Below are 24,807 nucleotides of genomic sequence, written 5' to 3'. Positions count from 1 at the left end.
TAAGGCAGGTCCTTATGAAAGGACCACGAGGCGCAAACGCGCCTGCCACGCCCGGGGGGCGTGGGGAGTGCCTTAGCTGATGGGAGGTCGAATCAGGTGCGGCAGCCGCGGCGAGGCGTGTTGCGAGTTGCCCCCCATCGCGATCGCCGAGTGCGCGGGCATCGCGCCCGGCGAGACTTCGGGAATGAACCCGGCAGAGGCATGCTGCGTGCACGCGCACTGGCAGGTCTTGCCGTCACAGCAGTCCGCGGGCTCGTCCGGCGCCTGATCCGTGGCGGGGCTCGCGTCGTTGGCGTCGCTGACACCATGCCCCATCGCAGCGTGGTCCATCGCGGGCATCGCCTCGCCGCCATGGGAGGCCATCGTCATGCCCGGGTGGCACTGCACAGAGGCTCCGTCAGCGCCCGGCCCGGCGACGTCATGCGCGCGGTGGCTGGCATGCGCGAGCTGCATGCGCGTGGACGCCTGCGCGAAGCCGACGCCATTGGCGATCAGGCTCACGCACAGCAGCACACGCAGCAGCAGCGCAGAAAGGCTCACATCCCTACTCTATCGCGAAGTTGAACAGGCCGTGTTCAGCAACGGTGAACTTTGGACCCGGGTCTAAGGTTCCCTGCCGACCAGCGGTCACGGGTCAGCTCTGGCAGCCGCCGCAACAGCTGCCGGCCTTCTCGGCCGCCGCGTCACTCCCGGCGACGCGGTAGCCCTCGTCCTCGATCGCAGCGCGCACGCGCGCCTCGTCGGCCACGCCGTCGACCTCGACGGTGCCGGCCGCGACGTCCACGCGGGCGGTCCCGCCGAGTGCGGCGATCGCGCGGGTGATTGCACGTTCGCAGTGGCTGCAGGTCATGCCTTCGACATTGAACTTCATGGTGGTGTCTCCTCGCCGGCCGGATGCCGGTGGGAAGAGCGTCCGGCTTGCCCCCATGGGAAGGTCAAACCCGTGCGCGCGGCGTGCACGGAAGCGTTCAGCCAGACGACCCCGTTGACCTTCCCATGATGGCAAGCTCGACCCTGCACCTGAACCCACTGCCCGAGGTGCACGATGAACGCCATGACCGCCCCGCCTGCCCCGGCATCCAGCCTGCGCGTTCCGATCGAAGGCATGACCTGCGCCTCCTGCGTGGGCCGCGTGGAGCGCGCGCTCGCGCGTCTTCCCGGCGTCACCGCCGCGCAGGTGAACCTCGCGACCGAGGTCGCCGAGATCCAGGGCGGCGCGCCGCTCGACCTCTCCGCCATCCGCCAGGCCGTCGAAGACGCCGGCTACCGGATCGGGACCCGCACGGTGGACCTGGCAATCGAAGGCATGACCTGCGCTTCCTGCGTGGGGCGGGTGGAGCGCGCGCTCAAGCGCGTGCCGGGCGTGATCGATGCCACCGTCAACCTGGCCACCGAGCGCGCTGCCGTCACCGCGGCTGCCAGCGTCGAGGATGAGGCCCTCATCCAGGCGGTCATCGACGCGGGCTACGCCGCCAAGCGAACCGTGGCGGACGACGCCGGCGGTCAGCCGCGCGAGGCCGCGGCCGAATCGGGCCGCATGAGCCGCGAAGCCCGCCACCTGCTCATCGCCGCCCTGCTTTCGCTGCCGCTGGCCGCCCCGATGGTCGCGCTGCTCTGGGGCGAGCACTGGATGCTGCCCGGCTGGATCCAGTGGGCCCTGGCGACCCCGGTGCAGTTCTGGCTGGGCGCGCGGTTCTATCGCGCGGCGTGGAAGGCCGTGCGCGCGGGCACCGGCAACATGGACCTGCTGGTCGCGCTGGGCACGAGCGCCGGCTATGGCCTGAGCGTCTACCACCTGCTGCAGCCGGCGCTCCACCACGGCACGCGGCCGCTCTACTTCGAAGCCTCCGCGGTGATCATCACGCTGATCCTGCTCGGCAAGTTCCTGGAAGCGCGCGCGAAGCGGCAGACCACCGAGGCCATCCGCGCACTGCAGGCGCTGCGTCCGAGCACCGCCCGCGTGCGCCGCGGCGATCAGGACGTCGACGTCCCCCTGGCCGAGGTGCGCGTCGGCGACACGGTCGTCGTCCGCCCCGGCGAGCGCTTCCCGGTCGACGGCCGCATCACGCAGGGCCGCACCCATGCCGACGAGTCGCTCATCACCGGTGAGTCGCTCCCCGTGCCCAAGGTCGAGGGCGAGCGGGTCACCGGCGGCGCGGTCAATGGCGAAGGGCCGGTGCTGGTGGAGACGCTGGCGGTGGGCGCCGAGTCGGCGCTCGCCCGCATCATCCGCCTGGTCGAAGACGCCCAGGCCAAGAAGGCGCCGATCCAGCAGGTCGTCGACCGGGTCAGCGCGGTCTTCGTGCCGGTGGTGATCGCGATCGCGCTCGTGACGCTCCTCGGGTGGGGCCTGGTCAACGGTGACTGGACGCAGGCCATCCTCAATGCAGTCGCGGTACTGGTCATCGCCTGCCCGTGTGCGCTGGGCCTCGCTACGCCGACCGCGATCATGGCCGGCACGGGCGTCGCCGCCCGCGCGGGCATCCTGATCAAGGATGCCGAAGCGCTGGAGACGGCGCACAAGATCGACGTGGTCGCCTTCGACAAGACCGGCACGCTCACCCGCGGCGCGCCGGTGCTGGTCGAGGCCATGCCGGCCGCGGGCGATGCCGCGCAGCTGCTGGGGTTGGCGGCGAGCCTGCAGGCGGGCAGCGAGCATCCGCTTGCCCACGCCGTGCTCGAGGCGGCGACCGGGCTGCCGCGCGTGGCGATGCAGTCGGTCCGCGCGGTCGCGGGCCGTGGCATGGAAGCCGAGCTCGACGGACAGCGGATCCTCCTGGGGTCCGAGGCGATGATGCGCGAGGCGGGCGTGGATCTCGCGCCGCTCGCCGGCCGGGCCGACGCCCTGCGAAACCAGGGGCACACGGTGTCCTGGCTCGCGCGTGGCGCAGGCGCCGATGTCATGCTGGAGGGCCTGCTCGCATTCCGCGACGAGCCCCGCCCCGAGGCACGATCGGCGGTGGCCCGACTGCACGCGCTCGGCGTGCGAACGGTCATGATCTCGGGCGACAACGAGGGCGCGGCCCGGGCGGTCGCGCGCTCGATCGGTATCGATGAGGTGCGTGCGAACGTCATGCCCGCCCAGAAGGCCGAGGCTGTGACGGCACTGGCCGCCGGGTCGACGGTGGCGATGGTCGGCGATGGGATCAACGATGCCCCGGCGCTCGCCGCGGCCGATGTCGGCATCGCGATGGGCACGGGTACGGATGTGGCGATGCACGCCGCGGCCGTGACCCTGATGCGCCCGCAGCTCGCGCTCGTGGCCGATGCGATCGACATCTCGCGGCGCACGACCCGCAAGATCCACCAGAACCTGTTCTGGGCCTTCGGCTACAACGTGGTAGGCATCCCGCTCGCGGCCTTCGGCCTGCTCGACCCGGTGATCGCCGGCGCGGCCATGGCCTTTTCCTCGGTCAGCGTGCTGGCCAACACCCTGCTGCTGCGTCGCTGGGCTCCGGCGACACATGCCCGATCGGAGGCTGCCCATGGCGCGCAAACCGCCCAGGCCTGAGCTCAGCGAGGCCCGCGAGCAAGGGCTGCACAACATCGGCGAGGCCTCAGCGCTCGCCGGGGTCAGCGCGAAGATGATCCGCCACTACGAATCGATCGGGCTGATTCCGGAAGCCGCGCGAACGTTCGCCGGCTACCGCCTCTACAGCGATGCGGACGTGCACCGCCTGCAGTTCATCAAGCGCGCTCGCACGCTGGGGTTCTCGATCAAGCAGATCGAGGCCCTGCTGAGCCTGTGGGACGATCGCAGCCGCGCGAGCGCGGACGTCAAGCGCCTGGCCAAGGTGCATGCCGCGGAGCTGGCCCAAAGGATCGAGGAGATGCAGGCCATGCAGCGCACGCTCGAAACCCTTGCGCGGCGGTGCCATGGCGACAATCGCCCGGACTGCCCAATTCTGGATGACCTCGCGAAGTCAGCCTAAGAGAACTGTGTCATCGCGTTTCGCGCGTAGAGCGCAGCTTCCGAAGCCCGAAATCAGCGTCCTCGTGGTCGAATATGGGCGGCGACAGCGCAAGGCACACCGCGTGCAGGGCCCCGTTGTGGAGTGAGTCAGGCACTTCTGGAATCGACATGGCGCCAACCGATCCAATCTTGCATGCGTTGCTCGTCACGGACGCGACACTGCGCGCGACCTTTCCCTCGGACTTCCACAAGCGCTGCATGTATGCCTCGTTCGCCATTGCGTCGCTGCTCGAGGACGCGGGGCTCGAGGCCTAAGTCGCTGGCGGCGACTTCATGTGCGCGGTGGTGTCGAGCGACGGGCGCCAACTCAGCCTGCAGGGGTTCGGTACGAGCGGTGTCGGTGAGCCGTCTCATTACTGGGTGCATGCCAACGGGATGCACATCGATCCCGGGCCGGCGTACCTCCCCTTTGAGTCGCCCTACCCCGCACCCGCGCTTCCCGCCGTCGCGTGGGCGAGTGCCTCGCCGCTTCCCGATGTGTTGGCCTACCGCGCGCGGGTCCGGGTCGTCCCTGATGCAACGATTTCAGATCCCGCCATCGCAGCGCGCGTCGCCGACTTCGTCGCCCGGTGCCGTGCGCGTCGCGACGCCGGCAACGTGCCGGCTCGTCAGCCATTCTGGCTCCTGCGTGACATGGCCTCGCTTCGCTTCCGGGCCCAGCGGGGCGACCCCTGGGCCGTCGCCGCGCAAACATTTCTGCGCCGCGGGATGAGAGCGACGTTCCCGACGCGCTAGTCGGGCAGGCTGCGCACCTTTCACATGCCTAGCGGCATCACCGTCCTCGCCCATCGCTCGGTTGCCTGCGCCCGCCCCGCGGCGTTGCGCCTCGATTCCGGCGGGTCAGACCTTGCGCCGCCGACCCGCTGAGGTCGGTTTTCGGCTAGTAGACGACACCCCTGCCCTAACACCGCCCCGCCCGTCTGCAATCAACAGGGGATTTCTGCCTGCGGAGACTCTAGCGCACAACGGCCCAGGCGGCCCTAGCACAAGAGCGAGTATCTCCGTGCGACACCGGTTTGGCACCATGGAGTCGACGCAATTCGGATCGCCCCATGAAGAGCTATGACCTTTGGGCGTTTAAGGGTGACAAGCCACGCCTCGTTGCCTTCATAGCCCGCGAAGTGCGCTTGGTTCTAGTGGCCGCATTAGTCGCTCTTGGATACTTCCTGCGGTAGAGGAGGCTTCTTTCGGGGCCTGGCACCTGAGTTAAGCCGTGCCGCGAAGCGGCGCCGGCCTGAGCGGGTTGTTAAGCTGCGCTCTGCATGAATAGCGACGTGATTTCTCTTGCAGGCGGAAACGGTAATCTCTGGGTAGGGACGGAGCAGCAGATATAGTAATGCTGTGTCCTTTCTCACTGGTCCGACGTCGTGGCCCCGCGCGGTTATCGAGTCTTCCTTTCGCACTGCGGCGGCCGCCGAGTCGTGCCCTGAACCCCGCGCGGGGCAGAGTTAGAATGCCGTCACTAAGCGAGAGGCGCTGTAGGAAAATTCCGCATCATCCGGGAGGACTTCGCCTCTTCGATCGCGCGAACGCCATGCTTTTGGAGCCAGGCTCGAACGTGCTCCGCTGTCTGCGGTAGCGGGCCGACCGGCACGGGGCGCGGGGCACGCCGATATAGGCCGACGATGGCGACCCAGCCGCGGCGACGGCAGTGTACTTCGGCGAACTGAACCGGCTCGGGCAGGCGCGCTAGGACTTGCCAGTAGGGCCCCCAATCTCGATCGCGAAGAATCTCCCAGAAGAATGGCTCGGGGAGATTAGGCATTAACGGTGGGTCGGGCGGCCGCATGCGCTATCGCCGTGTCTGCGCCCACGCAAATCGACGGGCCCACCCGACCATTTCGCGCAGGGCCGACTCGTAGTCATCGTGCCAGCTTGGGTAGTCATCACCATTGCATCGCAGTTGCCAGCGACCGTCCTTCATGGCGCTCGCATAGGCGATGCGAGCACCACGTAGGCGGCACTCGACCATGTTCTCGGTACGGCGGTAGCGGATCTCAGGGTGGCGATTCATGCGCCGGCAGTATCCACTCCAGCGTCTCAGGAGCTGCTTCAGCTCTGAAAAGCCGGCTACATCTGCGGCGCTCGCGTCGCCTTCCGTAGGCGGCCAGCGTCCGCCTCTCGCGCGCTTTGCCTATACCAGAGCCTCGAGTCGCTTGGCGGCCTCACGTTTGCCGAGTCCACGGACTGAACTCAGTGCTGCTTGCTGCTTAGCGCGTGGAACTGTCTTTCCAGTTTCCCAGTTGTAAACGGACTGACCGCTGGCGCCGACAAGCCGCCCGAAGTCCGCTGCCGACAGGCCGAGGCGTGCCCGTAGCGACTTCAGTCCCTTCGCCCCGAAACGTGTGTTGGCTTGGCCGTCCGCAGCGACGGGCGTATACACACGTGCCGCTTTCGAGAGCGAGCGAATTTCCTTCTGCAGAGCGAGAACTTGCCGCTTCAGTTCCGCGATCTCGCGACGATAGTTGGCGTTGGCCTTTCGCACCGGATCAACCGCGTTTTTGATTTCCTTCCGGGCGACGCGCGCAATCTCACCTTTCAGTACGGAATTGAAGTTCGACATATCTTCGCCAGATGAACGGGGCCTCAGTCTACAGATCACCCCTTCTTGGCCCGGCCGTACTCAGCTTTCCGCCATCAGAAAGCTGTGACGCTTCGCGCAAGTCGCAGACGGCGGGGGTCAACGACAGCAGCAAAGCTTCATCGAGAGCACTGCGGCACGCTGTCGAATCAAGTGCCGCCGAGTACATGGGCTCGGCTTCGACCCAACGAAGCGACTGTGACGTTCCTCTTCGGGACTTGCGGCTCGCGGAACGCCCCGGTCCGCCAATTCGACCTGCAGTTGATCCGGATCAATGCCGGGCCTAGGGAACCGCCCTAGCCATGCGTCCATACGCTAGAAATGGCAGCGTGGCCCTGGCGGACGACTTCAGGCGCACATCGCCCAAGACGCGCTTTAACCCACACGATTGCCGCGCTCAATCTCTCGAAGGATCGCTTCCTGCTCGGCCGCGGACAATTGCGAGTACGCCAAGATCATGCGGGCCAAGCGCTCCCCGTCCGCGAACAGATAGGCCACTGGCACCTTCAATTCCTTGGCAAGTGCCTGCGCCGTTTCCAACCGCGGAACGTGCGTTCCGGACTCGTACTGGTTGATGCGAGGACTAGCAGCGTTTTCCTGCATCCCGATCCGCCGACCAAGCTCGCGTTGAGTCAAGCCCGCCCGTTCACGCAGGAAGCGTAGGCGGCGGGCAAACACCGGGAGATCTCGAACCTCGACCGGCACGCGGTCTTCCTAAAGGGCTGCGGCCCTATAGGGTCCAAAATTTCCGGCCCTTTGCCTATTCTAAGTTATTCTGATCACCTTGTCGTGTCGAGCCGCCCTGTGGACGATATGCCCGACCTGCTGCGGGACCTGCCTCCCCGCCGCCGTCTTTACCTGGCAGCGTTGTTGACCGCGCAGGAAGCGCGACTGAAAGTCGCGGCCACCCGAGCAGTGGCGCTAGACGTGCTCGCAGACCTCGCCGCAGCGGGGCTGATAGAGGTTCCATGGCCTGCCCTACGTTGGACCTCACCCCCATCGATTCAGTTGCCCCTGGAAGGCTTGGCTTGGCGGCCCTCCAGCGCTCTAGCGCGGACGACAAGGCCGCTTCAAGCGACGACGGCCGTACTTCGCGGCGTCTTTCTCGAGCCTTCGGCCATAGAGCTCGGGGTATCAGTTTGGTCCAAGCTGGTCCTAGCGGAAGCCGAAAGCTATTTCGCGTACCAACTGGGCAAACACAATTTCGATGTCGGCTGGGCGGCTGACATTCATTACGTGTCTGTCGGCTTGAGAACCGCCCTTTCAGCCGCGCAGTGGCGCTACTGCAGCTGGGTTGCTACGCGGCAAGGCGCTTCGACGGCGGCGCAGCTCGGCTCCGCTGAGCCGGATCGCGTGCGAGAAGCCATCTTTAACGACTTGGGCCGACGCGCTACCGCCGTTGCCACGGCCGACTGGGCCCACACGGCCTACGCACCAAAAGACCCGCTGCCAGATAACGCGCTTGCGAGGTTGTTCGCCAGCGATGCAACAAACCTGCATGCCAGCTTCTGGTCCACCGTCCCGTCTAGCGCGGCTCTCACGGGCGACGACCCATAGCAGGTCCGCGAAAATGCGCCATCGGCCCGCCCGCGCGAAGAACCGCGACATTTGTGCTTTGAGGCACTTGAGGTCTCGCGAAGCGAGAGACTACTCGCCGGCTGCAGTTGGACTCCCCGTCCCCGTCTGCCTCGCCAGCCGGACGGGTGACCGTATCGGCCGGGCCTGTCCCATCGGTGTCGCCTTCTCCGACACCGGCCTACCCCGGCACGGTTTCACCGTGAACGCTAAGCGGGGTCACCGCTTCTGGAAGTGGTAGAACACTGCTTTCATCCACGGCGGGCTATCGGATGCTGCGCCCATGTGGACTGCGGGAACTAACGCAGGCGGGCGGAGTCATCAGGCGGGGCGTTTCTAGGAAAATCAATTGCCTGGAAATGGCAGGTTAGAAGGCGCTGAACCATGCCTCCGAGCGCGCGCCCTGCTCGACGGCCCACAGGGCCTCGCGGGCGTCGACGCTGAGACCTTGACCGAGCCCAGCCCGACGCCGGCGCGGTGCGAGGCCGGGAATACGGGCGGTACGGCGGGATCATCAGGACGACCGTGCGCCCTTCCGCGGCTGGCCGCGACAGCAGGGGCCAGAGCAGTTCGAGCTCGCCGACGCCATCGGAGGGAATCAGCAGCTCGGCCAGGCCACCGACGATTCAGTCTCCGGCAGGCAAAGCGGCATCCAGCTGGGCGAGCCGGGAGGCGTGCATCCGCTAGAACGATGCTGGTGCGCATGCACGATGGATGATCCGCAGCTTCGAGTTGACTTTCGGGGCCGTGACGCTTCGTATCTATCTGCCGGCATCACTCTTGGCGGGCGCTTCCTTCGAGTACGCCTATCCGATCATCGCGTGGGCTTCGTGGGTCCCCAAGCTAGTCGCGGTTGAGATTTTTCGCATCGCTAGAAGACGGCAACCTCGGTAACGCGATGCGCCTCCGGCCCCCACTCGGCCTATGGCAGGCCTGGGTCGGGCGCTGCCACTGAGGATTCGGATCATTGGAAAATGAGCGAACGCGGAAGAGCAGCCAGTTTTAGCGCCGTTGCAAACTTCCGGCGGCGACCGGCGCATTCACCCGCCTCTAGCTTGTGCTTGCGGCCGATAAGCGGGCACCCTAACTCAGCCGCCCTCAAGAGGAAATTCCGGGTTGCAGGCACTACGGCGCGGCCGATGCACTGGGACTGTCCCACGCATAGTGTTGGACTCGAAATGTCGAGCGCCTCCCTCTCGCGATACTTGCGCGACCGTACGCAGCGAGCTTTCCACATGGGCGTCCAACCGGCTCAGGTGCCCGGTCGAAACCTTTTACTCTTCCCGTCCGTCTGGGGCGTTACGCACGGACGTTCGCGTTGGCTCCGTGGCTGCGTGCGCTGGTCGTTATGCGTCAGAGTTCCGGACAGGCTTGAACAGCTAGACGACCAACACGGACCAAGTACCGGTCATGATCAGCGCTGGTCACCACGATCGAAGTAGCTACTGACCGGCGAGCGGTCATCGGTTGGCGCCTATGCGCTGGTGGTGATCACCTGCTGCTCCTGGTCGCGGGGCGTCCGCCGCCCGGAGTACAGCGTCATGTCGTCTGGTCTTCCCTCCTGCAACGCGAGCAGGTTCTTACGAGTGACTTCGATGTCGAACTCGTAACCCACACCGTTGCTGTAAGCGCGCTGCCAGAAGATGCGCGACAAGCAGGCGTAGAGCTTCTCCCACTGAAAGGCCAGCGCGGGATACCGATGGACGACACGCGGAAACAGGTCTAGCGCGCAGCGGGCCGGCGTGAAGTGACTGGGGTCGTGGTCGAGCAGGTCACCTTTGCAGGCCAGGCACAGCAGGCAAATGAACGCGTCGAGCGACCAAGGCACGTCCCCGCGCTACAAAGCGCAGGCGGTCTACGTCGGCGTCCGTGTAGTGCCGGTAGCCAGCTTCGGTGCGGGCGGGCGCCTTTAGGAGCCCGATCCGCTCGTAGTAGCGAATGGTTTCTATCTGGCAGCCACTGGCCGCCGATACCTGGCCGATCTTCATTTGGGACTTGACCCTGTAGCGACTACAGACTTTAGGATGCGCGCTCCACCCCCCGATAGCCACCATGAGCGACTGCGGTTGCCACCACGAAGCGAAGGACGGCGGCGAGCGCCGGATCCTGGTGATCGCGCTGGCGTTGAACGCCCTCATGGCCGTCGTCGGCGGCGTGGCGGGCTGGATCGGCCAGTCGACCGGCCTGCTGGCGGACGCCCTAGACATGCTGTCCGACGCGGCTGCCTATGCGATCGGCCTCGCCGCAATCGGTCGGTCGGCGCGGTTCAAGGCGAACGCAGCGACGGCGAGCGGCATCGCGTTGCTGGTCCTTGGCCTGGGCCTGCTGTTAGAAGTCATTCGGCGCATTGGCGCCGGGGCCGAGCCCGAGAGCGGATGGATGATCGCGACGGCGACCCTGTCGCTGGCCGTCAATCTCACCGTGCTTCGCCTGCTGGCACCCCTCAAGCAGGGCGAGGTGCACCTGCGTGCCACCTGGATCTTCACGCGGGCCGACGTCATCGCCAATGTCGGCGTGATCGCCGCGGGCGTGTTGGTGCTGCTCCTCGGTTCACCGTACCCTGACTACGTCATCGGCAGCCTCATTGGCCTCTACGTGGTCAAAGAAGCCGTCGAGATCCTGTCCGAGGCACGCAAGGCACGGCGACCCGCCGTCGCCGACGATCAACGATGAGCCTGCTCACCCGCCGCCGCCGATCCCTGCTGCACTGGCTGGTCTCGACCTGCCTGGTGCTGGCGATGATCGTGCAGCCGGTGCTGGCATCGGTCGGCGAGATGCACGAGCTGACCCATGGTTTTGCCGAGACGCATGTCTCCGGAGATGGCCACGACGACGTCCGGGCCGAGCTCGCCGCCCAAGGCGAGGCCGGCGACCGCGAAGCGACCACGCTGCACCTGGTCCACCACATGGCGCACTGCTGCGGGCAGACCGCCGTGCCCGCGGTTAGCTTCAACGCGGCGCTAGTTCCCATGGTGGCAGGGCCTTTGGCCGTCTGTTCGGCTCTCGAGCGACCTGCCAACGAGCCCCGCCTGGCCCCATTCCGTCCTCCGATCCAGGTCTGACCCGACAGCCGGCTACGCCGGCGGTTTCCCGTCTTCGCCTTACGGAGTACATCCCATGCGTGCACGACTCGCGGCCTTGGCCGCGTGTGTCGCCGCGATGCTTGCCTTGCCGGCACTTGCAGCTGACCGCCTCACCCTCGACGATGCATTCGCGCGCGTCGAACAAGCCCATCCCGACCTGCGTCTGGCCGGAGGCCAGCGAACTGTCCTGACTGCAGAACTCGACCGCGCAAGCTTCAAGCCGCCGCTCGTGGTCGGGGCATCCGCCGAGAACGTCCTCGGGACCGGCGAAGCCAGCGGCCTCTCTGGGGCCGAGCTCACCCTTACCCTGACCTCGGTGCTCGAGCGCGGGGGCAAGCTCGATGCCCGACGTGCACTCGTGCAATCGCGCATCGATTCGCTGGCGCTGCAGCGGGAGTCCAAGCGGCTCGACCTGCTGGCAGAGGTCGCCCGCCGCTACCTCGCGGTCGTGTCTGCTCAGCGGCAGCGCGAGATCGCCGACCTCGACATCGGCCAGCGCAAGCGCACAGTCGCCGGTGCCCGCCAGCGCCTGCAGGCAGGCGCGTCACCGGAGTCGGTGGTGCTCACCGCCGAAGCGGCGCTGGCACGCGCCGAGCTCGAGCGCGCCCGCGCCGTCCAGCGGGAGGCCGGCGCGAAGCAGCACCTCGCGGCCCTCTGGGGAGAGCGAGACCCTAGCTTCGAGGTCGTTGCCGGCAGCCCGCTGGACCTGCCGAAGGTCGTGTCGTTCGACGAATTGACGACATGGTTGGCCCGCACGCCCGAGATTGCCCAGTTTGCCGGCGAGCAGCGCATTCGCGAGGCGCGCCTGCAGCTGGCCCGCACGCAGGCGACGCCTGACATCGATTGGCAAGTGGGCGTGCGCCGTCTCCAGGCCACGGACGATTTCGGCTTCGTCGCGAGTGCCTCCATGCCGCTGGGCGCGCGCAGCCGCGCAGAGCCCGAAATCCGCGTAGCCGAAGCCGAACTCGCGCTCCTGGAGATTGAGCGTGAGTCGCGGAACCTGTCGCTGTACTCCACGCTGGCGGACGCGCATGGGCGTTACCTGTCGGCGCAGCTCGAGGTCCGTCGCCTGGGCAGCGAGGTCATCCCGAAACTCGGACGCGCCGAAAGTGCGGCCGAGCGCGCGTACCGCGCCGGCGCCATCAGCTACCTCGAGTGGGCGCAGCTCCAATCCGAGCGCACCAGCGCACGCAAGCAACAACTCGAAGCTGCGCTTGAAGCCCAGCGCGCCCTGATTGAAATCCAGCGCCTGACCGGCCAGCCCTTCGTGGCAGGCCCGGCCGAGCGCATACCTGGAGAGTCCCCATGAGCCGTTCCGTCATCACCATCACCGCGCTGCTTGGCGCGCTGTTGCTCGTCGGCTGCGGTGACAAAGCAGCCCAGCCCGGCGCGGCCGACGAGCACGCCGAGACCGAAGGGCACGCCGAGACCGAAGGGCACGCCGAGGAAGGCGGCGAGCACGCTGAAGGCGAGAAGCACGAAGGCGAAGGCCACGCCGATGAAGTGCCGTCGACCACGATCCCGACCCAGCGGGCTGCCGCGATGGGCGTTCGCGTCGAGCACGCGGGCCAAGGCGTGATTGCGGACCAGCACGAGGTGCAAGGCCTGCTCACGCCGGTCGAAGGCAGCATCGCCAAGGTGCAGGCGCGCTTCCCCGGGCCGATCCGCGCCTTGCGCGCCAACGTCGGCGACACAGTCCGCGCCGGCCAACCGCTGGCGACGATCGAAAGCAACCTGAGCCTGACGACCTACACGATCAACGCGCCGATCTCCGGCGTCGTCCTCGCACGAGAGGCGTCGGTTGGCGCGGTCGCCACCGAAGGTATGGCGCTGTACGAGATCGCCAACCTGGGCGATCTGTGGGTCGACCTGCACATCTTCGGCCGCGATGCGCAGCACATCCGCCCGGGCAATGGCGTGGTGATCACGCGCATGAGCGACGGCGAGAGCGCCGAAACGCAGATCGAGCGGATCCTGCCGAGCACGGCTACCGCCAGCCAGAGCACGGTCGCCCGGGCCCGAATCAAGAACAGCGATGGGATGTGGCGCCCCGGTTCCGCGGTGCGTGCGCGGATCACGGTGGACGAGCAGCGTAGCGCGATCACGATCCCGCTGACGGCCCTGCAGACCGCGGGAGCCGAGGACGTCGTGTTCGTGGTCGTCGGCGAGAAGTACACGCAGCGCCCGGTACGCCTGGGCAAACGCGACGCACGGCGGGTCGAAGTGTTGGCCGGGCTCAAGCCGGGCGAGTCGGTCGTGACCGAGCAGAGCTTCCTCATCAAGGCGGATATCGAGAAGTCGACCGCCGAGCACGATCACTGAGGCGGGCCTGACCATGCTCGAGAAAATTATCCGATTCGCGATCGCGCATCGGTGGCTGATGCTCATCCTCACGTTGGCCTTAGCCGCTGTCGGGATCTGGAGCTTCACGAAGCTGCCGATCGATGCGACCCCCGACATCACCAACATCCAGGTCCAGATCAATACCGAGGCGCCCGGCTATTCGCCGCTGGAGGCCGAGCAGCGGGTCACGTATCCGATTGAAACCGCGTTGGCGGGCCTGCCTGCGCTCGACTACACGCGATCGTTGTCCCGCTACGGCCTGTCTCAGGTAACCGTCGTCTTCAAGGACGGCACCGACATCTTCTTTGCCCGTCAGCAGGTGTCCGAGCGCCTGCAGCAGGCCCGTTCCCAGCTCCCAGCGGGGCTCGAGCCGTCGATGGGCCCGATCGCCACCGGCATGGGCGAGATCTTCATGTACACGGTGAAGGCCGAGCCCAACGCGCGGAAGAAGGACGGCTCGAAGTACACACCGACCGACCTTCGCACCCTGCAGGACTGGGTCATCCGTCCGCAGCTGCGGAACGTGCCGGGCGTCACCGAGGTCAACACGATTGGCGGTTACGAGCGGCAGATCCACATCACCCCGGACCCGGCCGTGCTGGTCTCGCTGGACTTCACGCTGGAGGACATCGTCACTGCGCTGGCGGCCAATAACCAGAACGTCGGCGCCGGTTACATCGAGCGCAACGGTCAGCAGTTGCTCGTCCGTGTCCCCGGCCAGGTCGATGACCTCGAGGCGATCCGCAACATCGTGCTGGACCGGCGCGAGGGCGTGCCGATCCGGGTCCGCGATGTCGCCAGCGTGGGCGAAGGGCGGGAATTGCGCTCAGGTGCGGCGACCGAGAACGGCGAGGAGGTCGTCATCGGCACCGTGGTCATGCTCGTCGGGGCCAACAGCCGCGACGTGTCGCAGGCCGCAGGCGCGAAGCTCGAAGCCGCCAACGCAAGCCTGCCCAAGGGCGTGCGCGCCGAATCGGTCTACGACCGGACCTCACTGGTCGACCGCACGATCAAGACGGTGGCCAAGAACCTGGTCGAAGGCGCATTGCTCGTCGTGGTGGTGCTGTTCCTGCTGCTCGGAAACTTCCGCGCGGCATTGATCACCGCCGCGGTCATCCCGCTGGCCATGCTGTTTACCCTGACCGGCATGGTGCGCGGCGGCGTGTCCGGCAACCTAATGAGCCTGGGTGCACTCGACTTCGGCCTGATCGTCGACGGCGCGGTGATCATCATCGAGAACTGCCTCAAGCGCTTTGGCGAGATCCAGCAGCGCCTCGGGCGGGCAATGACGGACGAAGAACGCTTCGACGCTACTGCGAGTGCGACGGCCGAAGTCATCCGGCCCAGCCTGTTCGGGATCGGCATCATCACAGCGGTCTATTTCCCGATCTTTGCCCTGTCCGGCATCGAGGGGAAGATGTTCCACCCGATGGCGATCACCGTGGTGCTGGCGCTGACCGGTGCGATGCTGTTGTCGCTCACGTTCGTTCCCGCAGCGGTGGCGCTGTTCCTGGGCGGGCGCGTCGCCGAGCACGAGAACAAGGTGATGAGCTGGTTTTCGCGCCACTACGCACCGCTGCTGCGCTGGTCGCTGCGCCATCGCTTGGCCGTGCTGGGTGGAGCGGCGGGCTTGGTCGTCTTGACCGGCCTGCTGACCACCCGGCTCGGCTCGGAGTTCATCCCGAATCTCGACGAAGGCGACGTGCTCGTCCAAGCGTTGCGCATCCCCGGTACCAGCCTGACGCAGTCGGTGCAGATGCAGGAGACCTTGGAGAAGTCACTGGCTACCCTGCCGGAGGTCGACCGTGTGTTCGGCAAGATCGGCACGGCTGAGGTCGCAAGCGACCCCATGCCGCCGTCTATCGCCGACACCTTCGTGATGTTAAAGGAGCGCAAGGACTGGCCGAACACGCGTAAGACCAAGGAGGAGCTCGTAGCTGAAGTCGACGAGTTGATCGCCGGAATTCCGGGCAGCAACTACGAGATGACGCAGCCGATCCAGATGCGCACCAACGAGTTGATCTCTGGGGTGCGCGCGGATGTGGCGGTCAAGATCTACGGCGATGACCTGGACCAGCTCGTGCGCACCGCCGCCCAGGTGCAGAGGGTGATGAGCGCGGTCGAAGGGGCGGCCGACGTCAAAACCGAGCAGGTCACAGGACTTCCGCTGCTGACTGTGGAGCCGGACCGGCAGGCTCTCGCGAACTACGGTCTCAATCCATCGGACGTGCAGGAAACCGTAGCTACCGCGGTGGGCGGTGAAGAAGCCGGCCAGCTGTTCGAGGGCGATCGACGCTTTGATCTGGTGGTCCGTCTGCCTGAGTCCGTCCGACAGGATCCCGCGGCGCTGGCCGACCTGCCGATCGCCTTGGGCGCGGGCAGTGCGCATGGCGACGAGTCGAGCCGGGGCGCCGCATGGCGCGGCGGGGAAGCGCGCACCGTTCCCTTGCGCGAGGTCGCCCGAATCGAGTCACGCCTCGGGCCGAACCAGATCAATCGCGAGAACGGCAAGCGCCGTATCGTCGTGACTGCCAACGTCCGCGGGCGCGACCTGGGCAGCTTCGTCGAGGACCTGCAGGCCGCAGTCAACGACAAGGTCCGTCTCCCCGAGGGTTACTGGCTCGACTACGGTGGGACATTCGAGCAGCTCGTCTCGGCAAGCCAGCGACTGGCGATCGTGGTCCCTGTGACGCTGCTTGTGATCTTCGGACTGCTTTTCATGGCGTTCGGCTCGGCAAAGGACGCCGGAATCGTTTTCAGCGGCGTTCCCCTGGCGCTGACCGGGGGCGTCATCGCGCTGGCGCTGCGCGGCATACCGCTGTCGATCTCTGCCGGGGTGGGTTTCATCGCGCTGTCTGGCGTGGCCGTCCTCAATGGCCTCGTCATGATTGCCTTCATCCGAAGCCTGCGTGAGCAGGGCCGGTCGCTCGACACCGCCGTCGTCGATGGCGCGATTGGCCGGCTGCGGCCGGTGCTGATGACGGCGCTTGTGGCCTCGCTGGGCTTCGTGCCGATGGCGCTCAACGTGGGTGCGGGCTCAGAGGTGCAGCGACCGCTGGCGACAGTCGTGATCGGCGGCATCGTGTCTTCGACCCTGCTGACGTTGCTCGTGCTGCCGGTGCTGTATCGCTGGCTGCATCGCGAGCAGGATGCTGCGACAACAACCGCGCTTCCGAAGGAGGCCTGACATGGGCGCAGGACACGATCACGGCACTGGCGAGATCAAGCACGAAAAGCCGCTTTGGATTGCTTTCGGACTGACGGCCGTGTTCCTCGTCGCTGAGGTCGTCGGGGGCATCCTGACCAACAGCTTGGCGCTGTTGTCCGACGCGGCGCATATGGCCACCGACGTCATCGCGCTAGCGATTTCCCTTGTCGCCGTGCGACTGAGCCGCAAGCCGCCCGATGCCAAGCGAACCTACGGCTACGCGCGGATGGAGGCGATCGGTGCCCTCATCAACGGGGTGCTGCTGTTCGTCGTCGCCTTCTACATCCTGTGGGAGGCAGTCGGACGATTCCGCGAGCCACCCGAGGTCGCCTCGACCGGAATGCTGGTGATCGCGGCATTGGGTCTCGCCGTGAACCTGATCTCGATGCGGCTGCTCAAGGCCGGCAGCGGTCAAAGCCTAAACGTGAAAGGGGCCTACCTCGAGGTCTGGGCCGACATGCTGGGCTCGGTTGGCGTGATAGTCGCCGCGATCGTCATCAAGCTCACGGGCTGGACAGTCGTTGACCCCATCCTGGCCGTGCTGATCGGACTGTGGGTCCTGCCGAGAACTTGGACCCTATTGCGTGAGGCGGGACAGGTGCTGATGCAGGGCGTACCGCAGGGCCTCGATGCGGGCTCGATCCGCAGTGCGCTGCAGGCTCTCGAGGGCGTCCGCGAGGTCCATGATCTGCACGTTTGGGCGCTAGGTTCAAAGGAGCCGGTGCTCACGGCGCATCTGGTGCTGAGCGACGCCGCCACGGGACCCGACACCGTCCGTGCCGCAGCTGCCAGCATGCTGGCGAGGCAGTTCCACATCGAGCATACGACCTTGCAGGTGGAAGCCGCGAGCTGTGGGGACCATGGAGGACATGCATGAAGCGTGCTCCCAAGGTGCCACCGCTCCTTGTACTCGGTGTCGCTGCGGGTACGGCGTGGCTGATCGATGGCATGGCCGGGCCTTCATTGACGACGCCTGGCTTCCAAGTCGCAGGTGTATTAGTCGCCAGCCTCGGGGTCGCTGTGGCGTTGGCGGGCGTCGTCGAGTTCCGACGGGCCCAAACGACGGTGGACCCATTCCACCCTGACAGGGCCTCGGCGTTGGTCGTGGGCGGGATCTATCGAGTTACCCGCAATCCGATGTACCTCGGGTTTGCCTTGCTACTGGCGGGCTGGGTTCTGGCACTGGCAAGCCTCCCAGGCGTCGTTGTGACGCTAGCATTCGTCTTGTACTTGAACCACTTCCAGATCCCGCCCGAGGAAGCCGCGCTTAGTGTTCGCTTTGGGGAGGCCTTCGACTACTACAAGGCACGCGTGCGCCGTTGGCTGTAGCGTCGAGCAGTCGTCGGACAGAGAGGCGCTTTGGATTAGTCGGACCGAAACAGAGTTAAAGGTGCCACTTTGCCAAGGCGCTAACCACCAGCACCAAGGAACTGACCAGATGCAATCGGGCGGCTACCAAGTTCAGGTTGTAAGACAGTCATCGTGGAGCAAGCTGGGTGCGCTCGTTCAACAAGCTGGCTATATGCAGCGAGGCGTTCAGTAGCAGATTGCTAGGCATCACACGGCTAGCCGGTCGAGGACGTTCGAGCGGTCAACGCTATAGAGTCACATCGCACGGCAACTGGTCGAGATCGGAACCTGGTTCAGAAGGCGCTGGCACAAATGATCAAGACGATCGGTATACGCAGTGGCTGGCCTGTCGATCGGAGTCAACCGCGTATGCGCTGAACCCGCCGGCTAGAGCCGCTTCGCGATCGAGGCAGCAGCGGCGCGCGACGCCACCGGTCAAGCTGGCGCCGGATGCGGGCGCGGTGAAACCAGCGATTGGAACACGCCGATCCAGTCGCCATCCTGGGAGCCTCGCAGCACGCACGCGGCGTATTGGACGCGAGGCCCATCGATGGCCAAGTCCACTGTTGGCCAGGCGAGGAGCATTGGATCCGGCCGCGCTGCAGCTGGATACGACGTGATCCTCGTAACTTCTATCGTGGTATCGACCAACCAGTGAAGCATCAATCGCTCGCGACACCACGCAGTGAAGTCCTCCGACCAGGGCTCGCGGCGCCCGTACGTCGCGGCACGCGTCTCGAGATGTTTCAACAGCCGCTGCGGTTCGCTGTCCGAAAGATCTTTCGACCAGGAAAGTCGTGGCGGCTCGCCTACAAGTGCCAGCAGCTTCCTGCGATGGATCAGCGCTCGTCGCCGAAAGCCTGCAACCCAGGACCCCGCGCCAGCGCGCACGGCCCTCGCCTCATCGCTTGCTATCGCACGCGAGAGGCGGCCTTCCAGGGAGCGCAGCGTCCGTAGGCTACGCGCCGAAATGACCTGGGACCATGCGCCTCGTCCCGGCACCTCGGCCGACCTACCCCCGGGCTGAACATTGTCTGTCGTGCTCATTTCGCACTCGGGCACTGATGCGCAATCTCCCAATCGATGGAAGATGCTTGCCAGCCCTGGCGGAACGGACGGCGTCTGGACCAGCGGTGAGAGTGATGTCGGCACGGACACCTGCATCAACGCTAATAGGCCGCGCCCGAAGATGATCCGGGATTCGTCATCAAGGGCAGCACTGGAAAACTGAACGCCCGCGAGAACAGTGTGGTCGACATCTCGGCGCCACGTCCTGAGAGCCTGGACCACCTCCAAAATCACCCTTCCCCTCACGCCAGACGCTAAGGAGAGTAGGGACGATTCATCGAACAAGTCCTCACCGCATTCCGGGCAAGCAAACATCGCCCGCCAGGCGCGCAGGCTTGGTCGGCGCCATGTTGGAAGGTGCGCGCCGCACCTTGGGCATCCGTCCAGCATGGACCCGCCATGCATCGGGCACGAGCGCAGTGCGTCTAGTTGATGGAACCACGCGTGAAATCCCGTCGCAATGCACACCCGGCAGAACCTCAGGCGCTCGCGCCATGCCAGTGGGCAGGCTTCCAGGTCGAACGCGTCAGGCGTGAACGCGATACGCCGCTCGAACGGTCGGAGTCGGAACAGGTGACTGGCGGCACCGCCATCGAGACGATCGTCAATCCCTGTCCAACTGTTTGCGCTGGGTCCTCGCGGGAGTTTCAGTCGTTCCAGCAGTTGGTTCGCCGCAGCGGGCGCACATCTAGACAACACCGCGACCAAGCTCGGCCCAGAGGGAACAGGCCAGTGGTGCCGGTGGATGGGCATTTACTTCAGGGTCCGGGGCGAACAAACCTATAACCGTCGAGAAACTTCTCGACAACCCGCGGCGCAAGCCACCGTCCGCCTGAACTGCGCGCACGCCGACCGGAATCCGTGCGCCCAATGATCGTGACCCAGCGATCGCGCGGAGCGTCGCGCAGCACGATGCAGCCCCAGCCCTCACCTCGCGGCCCCGCCGCCCAAGGCTCGCAGCGGCGACCCGGCCACCGCCTTTGCAGGGCACCTTCAATCCACATCGGCTGGGCATACTCCTCGAGACCGTTCTTGTATGTCATTTGTCCGCAACCGGCATAACCCGACCCCAGCATCCGATGGTCGAGTTCGCCAATCGCCTCAAACCAACCCGATGCGATCAACCGCTCCCAAAACCATGCCGTCAGACGCCCGGGGATGGTCGGTGTTGTTTCCTCTACTGTCGTTTCCTGAAATGGGCGCTTCGTCAGCGCGAACGTGCCCCAATTTTCCGCCACCCAGTTGGCGGCTGCCACCGCGGGCGCCTCCCTGAAGCTGTGGTTCGGGTAGTCGACGTAACTTTTCCCGTGAACGGTCGCAATGGCGACCATCTGCGTGAACATGCGAAAACTTATAATCAAAGCTGGGTGCGTGGATTTTCCGTTCCAGAACCATCGGAGCATGCCTTCTTTCGCACCGTCACAAGGATCGAAGTGACGACTTGACGTTGGCAGGCGACTCCCTATTGCGTCGACGTTGCGGCGCCGGCGGAGTCGATCAAACGCCCTCGATAGCGCGGTGCAGGTCGATTCGGCGACAGGAAGCGCAAAATAGTATCGCGCACATGCTTCTCCCATGTCCGCGACAGTGCTATGCCCCAAAACCTGATGGAGCGGTGTGTCATCTATGTCGCGCCAATGCCTCCAAACCGGCCCGCCGGGCGCACTCCTTCGTGTGAACAGCGCGGCAGTGATTGCCGGTGACGCAGGGACGAGCTCTGCAAGTTCGACTATTAGTGTTATCAGGAGCGAGTCGAAGCCCATCTCAGAATTATTGAAGTGGGTCGACGCAACCGCACTAGAGGCATTGATATCGCGGATCCAGCGATTGTGCTCGACGAGAATGGACTGCCATCGCGCCCGACGGCTGCCTACGGGCTCTTCCGAATCCAAGCTTAGAGCTGCGCTCTCATCGCATAGTCGTGCATCGCACGTGGGGCACACCAGCATTCGGGATGGGTCGATCGGGATTACCGTGGACCATGCGTGCCCGCATGCGCATTGGTCACGAATGAGCTCGCCCGTATGCACGGGGCAGGCTCGAATCCAGGGCACTTGAAAGAGCTTGCTGTGATGACCCTCGCGCATACACGAAGCGCAGTAGCGGAGGCGCGGCCCAACATGCCGGCACTCCAATGGAACGCCCTCAGGGTAATGCGCTGAGATATCGCAACTCTTCTCCAGCTCGTCAGGGCGTAGCTTTAGGAAGCGCGAGACACGGCCCTTGTTGCGGGAGCTCACTAGTTCTTGCCACTGGCGCGGAGAGCCCGGAGCGGCATTACCCAGAAGTGCGTTGCGCTCTCGGGCTGTCCACGCACCGAGCAACGCCTGGACGCCGATCAGTCCGTAGATCGACGCTCCGGGAAGCACTGCTACTGGCCACCGGTTGAACGTGATCCGCTCTGGAGCGCGAACGGCTTGCTGGACAGGCATCGCTTGATCCTCAGCTGTAAGTAGCGCCGGCTCAACTGGCTATACTGCCTCCGTCTCCTCCGAGACTTCGATCTCCAAGTACCCCTGAGCCTCAATGATCGTCGCAATGTCGGTTTCGGAAAGGCGCGTGAACCCCGGCTGGGATGCAAACCCCACCAACGTGAAGTAGGCAATGCCGGTAAGCGCCTGCATCGACATGTCTTCGGGAAATGGGATCTTCTGCGCCTCACGGGTCGCCACCCATGCGTCCCAGAATTTGTCGGCTTCGAGCGCCAATCCCCAATTTGCAGCCACCGCTTCGGGTGCGTGATACGCGGTGTAGCTGATTCCCGAATCTCGGGGCCAAAACAAATGCTGATCGATGCGGTCGAAGGAATATCTCAGCTCCTCGGCGCTCCGGTGGCCCACGAACTCCACTGCTTCCGGCATGAAACGTCCGGTGAGTTGAAGTTCCCCGGAACTCACGAACAGTTCTCGAATCAGGGCAAGCTCCGGCTGTCCGACGAGGAAGACCACGGCCTGCATGCGGTACTTCACCTCGATTTCGTTGAGAAACGACATAAGCCATTCGTAATGCGGCTTCTGCAGGCGCTGTGCGTCGTCGATCACGATCACCACTTTTCGCGCCGGGCAGCGGCGCGCGTACACGATCAGCTTGTTACGGATCTTGGTGAACTTGGCCGATGTGGTCTCGCGGCTGGATGTCGGCTCATTAAGCGCGTCCAAGAGGTTGTCGAAGAAGTGTTGAACACGATACGGCTCGTTCTTCGGCTGTCGCGCGCAAACATGCACGACTTCGATGGGGTAGCCCAATAGCTCTTTCAGATATTTCCGGATCCACGCGATGGCCCGTGACTTTCCTCGGCGACGCTGGCCGTAGACCATGCCACCTGGTCGGTTGAACAGGATCCATTGCAGGAAGGTCTGCGCAAGCCTCTCGATCGGCCGCGTCATCATAAGGAAGTCGTTATTGCGGCCCATCGGGTGGATCGGTTTCATGCTTAACCCTCGAGCTTCCTGCCGAGAATCGACGCGATGTCCAGCGTTTGAACCTCGGCGAGCTTGGAAACGAGCTTGGTTTCGGGCCTGGCCTTGGAAACGCCGCCTTGTGCCTGATCTGCTCGAGCACTCTGTAGCTTGCTGTTGCCGCCTGCCCTCCTCTTCTGGGACGCGCGCTCGCCGCCTACGCGTTTAAGGAAGTCGTTGACGCACTCCTCGGGGCTCTTCCCCGGCACCCAGTGGAATCGACCGTCACCTTTGGCCCGGCTGAGAAAGCGGCGGAGCCGATAGTCATGCTCGAAATCACGCCAGGGGCCAAGCACGGTCAATACGCCGAAGGACAGTCCGCCTTTTATGTACGCACGTGCGATCCTGGGCTGGTTGAGGTTAACCACGACGATGACGTCGCGCCCTACCAAGTCGTAAGCGGCCCGCAGCAAGTCATTTGAGTAGGTAGCGTTGAGCAGGTTCACGTGGGGCGGATGACCATCCGATGCTCGTATCGGCGTCACAATCTCGCGTTCGACGAGGGACCGCCAGCTTGCGCGGACCGAGGTGTCGGCGCGGCGCAGCTCGTAGGTCGGTTCCTCCCGTAGACATTGCAGTCGAACCTTTCCGTAATGGGCGTCGGTCGGTGCATCGTTGTGCCGGCCAAGCACCATTCGCAGATAGGCTTCCATGGCCTCCACCGTCATCCCGCCGGCATTCTCCTCAGCGATCGCTCGCTCCCGATCGGTGGCGTCAGGGCGAATTCCCATCAGTGAGTGCTGTATGTTGCGATGGGTGAGCGTATTGAATGATTGCTCGATCTGTACGCGCCGACGTGGCTCGTGCGAGCAACCATGCTGGATAGATGCGAATAATTTCGTCGTAATCGCCTCGCGCACAATGTGTGCGTGATGGGCCAGCGCGTTGTCCAGTTCGACGACGTCGGGATACCTGGACGCGCAACCATCGACGACGAGCGACGGTAGCCCCTTCCCATCTTCTAATGAAAATTCGGGCATATCGACGACTCGATGACCGTCGTCGTTACGCATCATGTCGTACAGGCAACACAGTACGTCTTCCGCACTTGGCTCATCGTCGATGCTTAGATGCCAACCCACCAGATTTGTCGACTCGACCTCGACGGCGGCTATCAACCACGGTCGTAGCCTTTTAGTGCGGAAGCGCCCCTTCTTCCCCTCAACCCGCGCGCTGATGAACCCATCGAGTTGGTGCGCGTCAATCTGGATGCGTCGGTAGTAGGCGGGATGCTCGCCCCTAAAGCGCAGCCACATAGAAGGTTCCAAATGGGCGGCTTGCGCGCCGCGATGCTTGGCGATTGCCTCGTGTAACGCGGTCCTGAATCCCTCCCGCGCGCGCGACCGCAGAGTGAAGGGATATTGATCGTTCTTCAGAAATTCGGCGGCTCGCGTGCAAAAAGCATCGTGCTCGGCCCTGATAGGCAGTCGCCTCTTTTCCCAAGCCGCCGTGGCGTACTTCTTCGCCCGTTCCTCCACATACGCCGCGAGGGGCTTATGGTCAGCCAGCAAGGCCGTGAACAGGCCAGCCGTGCCTCGCCCGGCTGCCAGTTGATCTGGATTGACGTCCGTTTTGCGCACGTAGCCGCTCGTGCGGGCATAGGGGATTACGGCACTAAAGCCGCGGATGCCACCCGCGGGCGCAGGCTTGAGGCATGCATCGAGAAATTTGTACAAGGCGGAGGAGTCGATGTTGTAGGCCTCCCGGATTGCGGCAAGGGACTTGCCTTCCAGGTAGTCGGTTAGCGCGCCGCATCGAGCCATGTACGTCGATCGATGCTCCTCCGGCACCGCCGAATCCGGCGGCTTAGGCCAGTCATCCGGGTTACGCCATTCTCGCGGCACGCGGCTTACTACCCGTCTATGCATGGGTCGCCTCCACGCGCGTCATGCGATTGAGCGGCTTAGTCCAGTCGATACGCAGGCGGCCGCCTTTAACTTCGGCAAACAGAGCGCACATGGTCGCGTGCTCCTCACCGCCGATGCGGTCGATCACGTGCTGAACGGTGGTCGGTGTGCCCGCGACGACTTGGCGCACCGAGTTGGCAAGTGCCGGGTACCCCCCGCCAAGCGCGGCGGCCACCGTAAAAGGCTGCGCTCGTTCCAAGTTGAGAAGGAGGCCTCTCCTACTCCAGTGCCACGCTGCGCCCACGCTGAGCACTCCAGAGT

Annotated in this window: 20 protein-coding genes and 1 pseudogene; 11 read left to right on the top strand and 10 right to left on the bottom strand. The window is 65.0% G+C overall.

All coding sequences use genetic code 11. The annotated features are described in order from the left end of the window. Positions 1 to 72: 72 nt before the first annotated feature. Positions 73 to 513 (bottom strand): CopL family metal-binding regulatory protein, encoded by a 441-nt coding sequence (locus IE066_RS04255; RefSeq protein WP_268244872.1) that lies wholly within the window; start codon positions 511 to 513, stop codon positions 73 to 75. A gap of 121 nt (positions 514 to 634) precedes the next feature. Continuing rightward, positions 635 to 871 carry a heavy-metal-associated domain-containing protein gene (locus IE066_RS04250; protein ID WP_189447118.1) on the bottom strand — a complete coding sequence of 79 codons (237 nt, stop codon included), beginning with the start codon at positions 869 to 871 and terminating at the stop codon, positions 635 to 637. A gap of 174 nt (positions 872 to 1,045) precedes the next feature. Here IE066_RS04250 and IE066_RS04245 point away from each other — a divergent pair, with 174 nt between their 5' ends. The 3 genes from IE066_RS04245 (at position 1,046) to IE066_RS14865 (ending at position 4,228) form a co-directional block, all read left to right on the top strand. Next, positions 1,046 to 3,511, top strand: a complete 2,466-nt coding sequence (locus IE066_RS04245; protein WP_189447115.1) for a heavy metal translocating P-type ATPase — start codon at positions 1,046 to 1,048, stop codon at positions 3,509 to 3,511. After that, positions 3,486 to 3,932: a Cu(I)-responsive transcriptional regulator gene (gene cueR, locus IE066_RS04240; protein WP_189447113.1), complete on the top strand. Its 447-nt coding sequence runs from the start codon at positions 3,486 to 3,488 to the stop codon at positions 3,930 to 3,932. Before IE066_RS04245 ends, cueR begins: the two co-directional genes overlap by 26 nt. A 170-nt stretch (positions 3,933 to 4,102) precedes the next feature. Next, positions 4,103 to 4,228 carry a hypothetical protein gene (locus tag IE066_RS14865; protein ID WP_268244850.1) on the top strand — a complete coding sequence of 42 codons (126 nt, stop codon included), beginning with the start codon at positions 4,103 to 4,105 and terminating at the stop codon, positions 4,226 to 4,228. Positions 4,229 to 6,107: 1,879 nt separating this feature from the next. Here IE066_RS14865 and IE066_RS04235 read toward each other — a convergent pair. Both IE066_RS04235 and IE066_RS04230 read right to left on the bottom strand, forming a co-directional pair. Further along, positions 6,108 to 6,536 carry a helix-turn-helix domain-containing protein gene (locus tag IE066_RS04235; protein ID WP_189447111.1) on the bottom strand — a complete coding sequence of 143 codons (429 nt, stop codon included), beginning with the start codon at positions 6,534 to 6,536 and terminating at the stop codon, positions 6,108 to 6,110. A gap of 393 nt (positions 6,537 to 6,929) precedes the next feature. Next, positions 6,930 to 7,259: a helix-turn-helix domain-containing protein gene (locus IE066_RS04230; RefSeq protein ID WP_189447109.1), complete on the bottom strand. Its 330-nt coding sequence runs from the start codon at positions 7,257 to 7,259 to the stop codon at positions 6,930 to 6,932. A gap of 1,578 nt (positions 7,260 to 8,837) precedes the next feature. On the opposite strand from IE066_RS04230, the pseudogene IE066_RS14980 reads away from it, so the two are divergent. Further along, positions 8,838 to 9,023, top strand: a pseudogene (locus tag IE066_RS14980) (DUF2306 domain-containing protein); the annotation flags it as partial. A gap of 580 nt (positions 9,024 to 9,603) precedes the next feature. On the opposite strand, the gene IE066_RS04220 reads toward IE066_RS14980, so the two are convergent. Next, the gene (locus tag IE066_RS04220) at positions 9,604 to 9,957 is read right to left on the bottom strand and encodes a hypothetical protein (RefSeq protein ID WP_189447104.1); all 354 of its coding nucleotides are present in this window, start codon (positions 9,955 to 9,957) and stop codon (positions 9,604 to 9,606) included. Continuing rightward, on the bottom strand, positions 9,902 to 10,117 hold the full coding sequence (locus IE066_RS04215; protein ID WP_189447102.1) for a MerR family transcriptional regulator: 216 nt from the start codon (positions 10,115 to 10,117) through the stop codon (positions 9,902 to 9,904). The genes IE066_RS04220 and IE066_RS04215 overlap by 56 nt, the downstream gene beginning before the upstream one ends. Positions 10,118 to 10,181: 64 nt before the next feature. Between IE066_RS04215 and IE066_RS04210 the strand changes: the two genes are divergently transcribed. Genes IE066_RS04210 through IE066_RS04180 form a run of 7 tightly spaced genes read left to right on the top strand, consistent with a single transcriptional unit; the run spans position 10,182 to position 18,092 of the window. Beyond that, entirely contained in the window at positions 10,182 to 10,802 is a 621-nt protein-coding gene (locus IE066_RS04210; protein WP_189447100.1) for a cation diffusion facilitator family transporter, read from the top strand. Further along, positions 10,799 to 11,191, top strand: coding sequence for a hypothetical protein (locus IE066_RS04205; protein WP_189447097.1), 393 nt, complete (start codon positions 10,799 to 10,801; stop codon positions 11,189 to 11,191). The genes IE066_RS04210 and IE066_RS04205 overlap by 4 nt, the downstream gene beginning before the upstream one ends. Positions 11,192 to 11,246: 55 nt before the next feature. Then, positions 11,247 to 12,521: a TolC family protein gene (locus tag IE066_RS04200; protein WP_189447095.1), complete on the top strand. Its 1,275-nt coding sequence runs from the start codon at positions 11,247 to 11,249 to the stop codon at positions 12,519 to 12,521. After that, a complete protein-coding gene (locus tag IE066_RS04195) occupies positions 12,518 to 13,534 on the top strand; it encodes an efflux RND transporter periplasmic adaptor subunit (protein WP_189447093.1) in 1,017 nt (338 codons plus the stop codon). The genes IE066_RS04200 and IE066_RS04195 overlap by 4 nt, the downstream gene beginning before the upstream one ends. A 13-nt stretch (positions 13,535 to 13,547) precedes the next feature. Continuing rightward, a complete protein-coding gene (locus IE066_RS04190; RefSeq protein WP_189447092.1) occupies positions 13,548 to 16,742 on the top strand; it encodes an efflux RND transporter permease subunit in 3,195 nt (1,064 codons plus the stop codon). Between the two features lies 1 nt (position 16,743). Next, complete coding sequence (locus IE066_RS04185) at positions 16,744 to 17,640, top strand: cation diffusion facilitator family transporter (protein ID WP_189447091.1); 897 nt, start codon at positions 16,744 to 16,746, stop codon at positions 17,638 to 17,640. Then, positions 17,637 to 18,092 carry a methyltransferase family protein gene (locus tag IE066_RS04180; protein WP_189447090.1) on the top strand — a complete coding sequence of 152 codons (456 nt, stop codon included), beginning with the start codon at positions 17,637 to 17,639 and terminating at the stop codon, positions 18,090 to 18,092. Before IE066_RS04185 ends, IE066_RS04180 begins: the two co-directional genes overlap by 4 nt. Positions 18,093 to 19,939: 1,847 nt before the next feature. Here IE066_RS04180 and IE066_RS04175 read toward each other — a convergent pair. From IE066_RS04175 to IE066_RS04160, 4 genes are all read right to left on the bottom strand, one after another. Beyond that, positions 19,940 to 20,524: a hypothetical protein gene (locus tag IE066_RS04175; RefSeq protein WP_189447089.1), complete on the bottom strand. Its 585-nt coding sequence runs from the start codon at positions 20,522 to 20,524 to the stop codon at positions 19,940 to 19,942. A 1,128-nt stretch (positions 20,525 to 21,652) separates the two neighbouring features. After that, positions 21,653 to 22,612 carry an ATP-binding protein gene (locus IE066_RS04170; RefSeq protein WP_189447088.1) on the bottom strand — a complete coding sequence of 320 codons (960 nt, stop codon included), beginning with the start codon at positions 22,610 to 22,612 and terminating at the stop codon, positions 21,653 to 21,655. Positions 22,613 to 22,614: 2 nt separating this feature from the next. Next, positions 22,615 to 24,429 (bottom strand): hypothetical protein, encoded by a 1,815-nt coding sequence (locus tag IE066_RS04165; protein WP_189447087.1) that lies wholly within the window; start codon positions 24,427 to 24,429, stop codon positions 22,615 to 22,617. A 70-nt stretch (positions 24,430 to 24,499) separates the two neighbouring features. Continuing rightward, entirely contained in the window at positions 24,500 to 24,721 is a 222-nt protein-coding gene (locus IE066_RS04160; RefSeq protein WP_189447086.1) for a hypothetical protein, read from the bottom strand. Positions 24,722 to 24,807 lie beyond the last annotated feature (86 nt).

Source organism: Cognatilysobacter xinjiangensis, from assembly GCF_014651995.1.
Classification (GTDB): Bacteria; Pseudomonadota; Gammaproteobacteria; order Xanthomonadales; family Xanthomonadaceae; genus Cognatilysobacter; species Cognatilysobacter xinjiangensis.
Note: the sequence above shows the minus strand (reverse complement) of the source record. Positions and strands in the feature narration are given on the sequence as shown.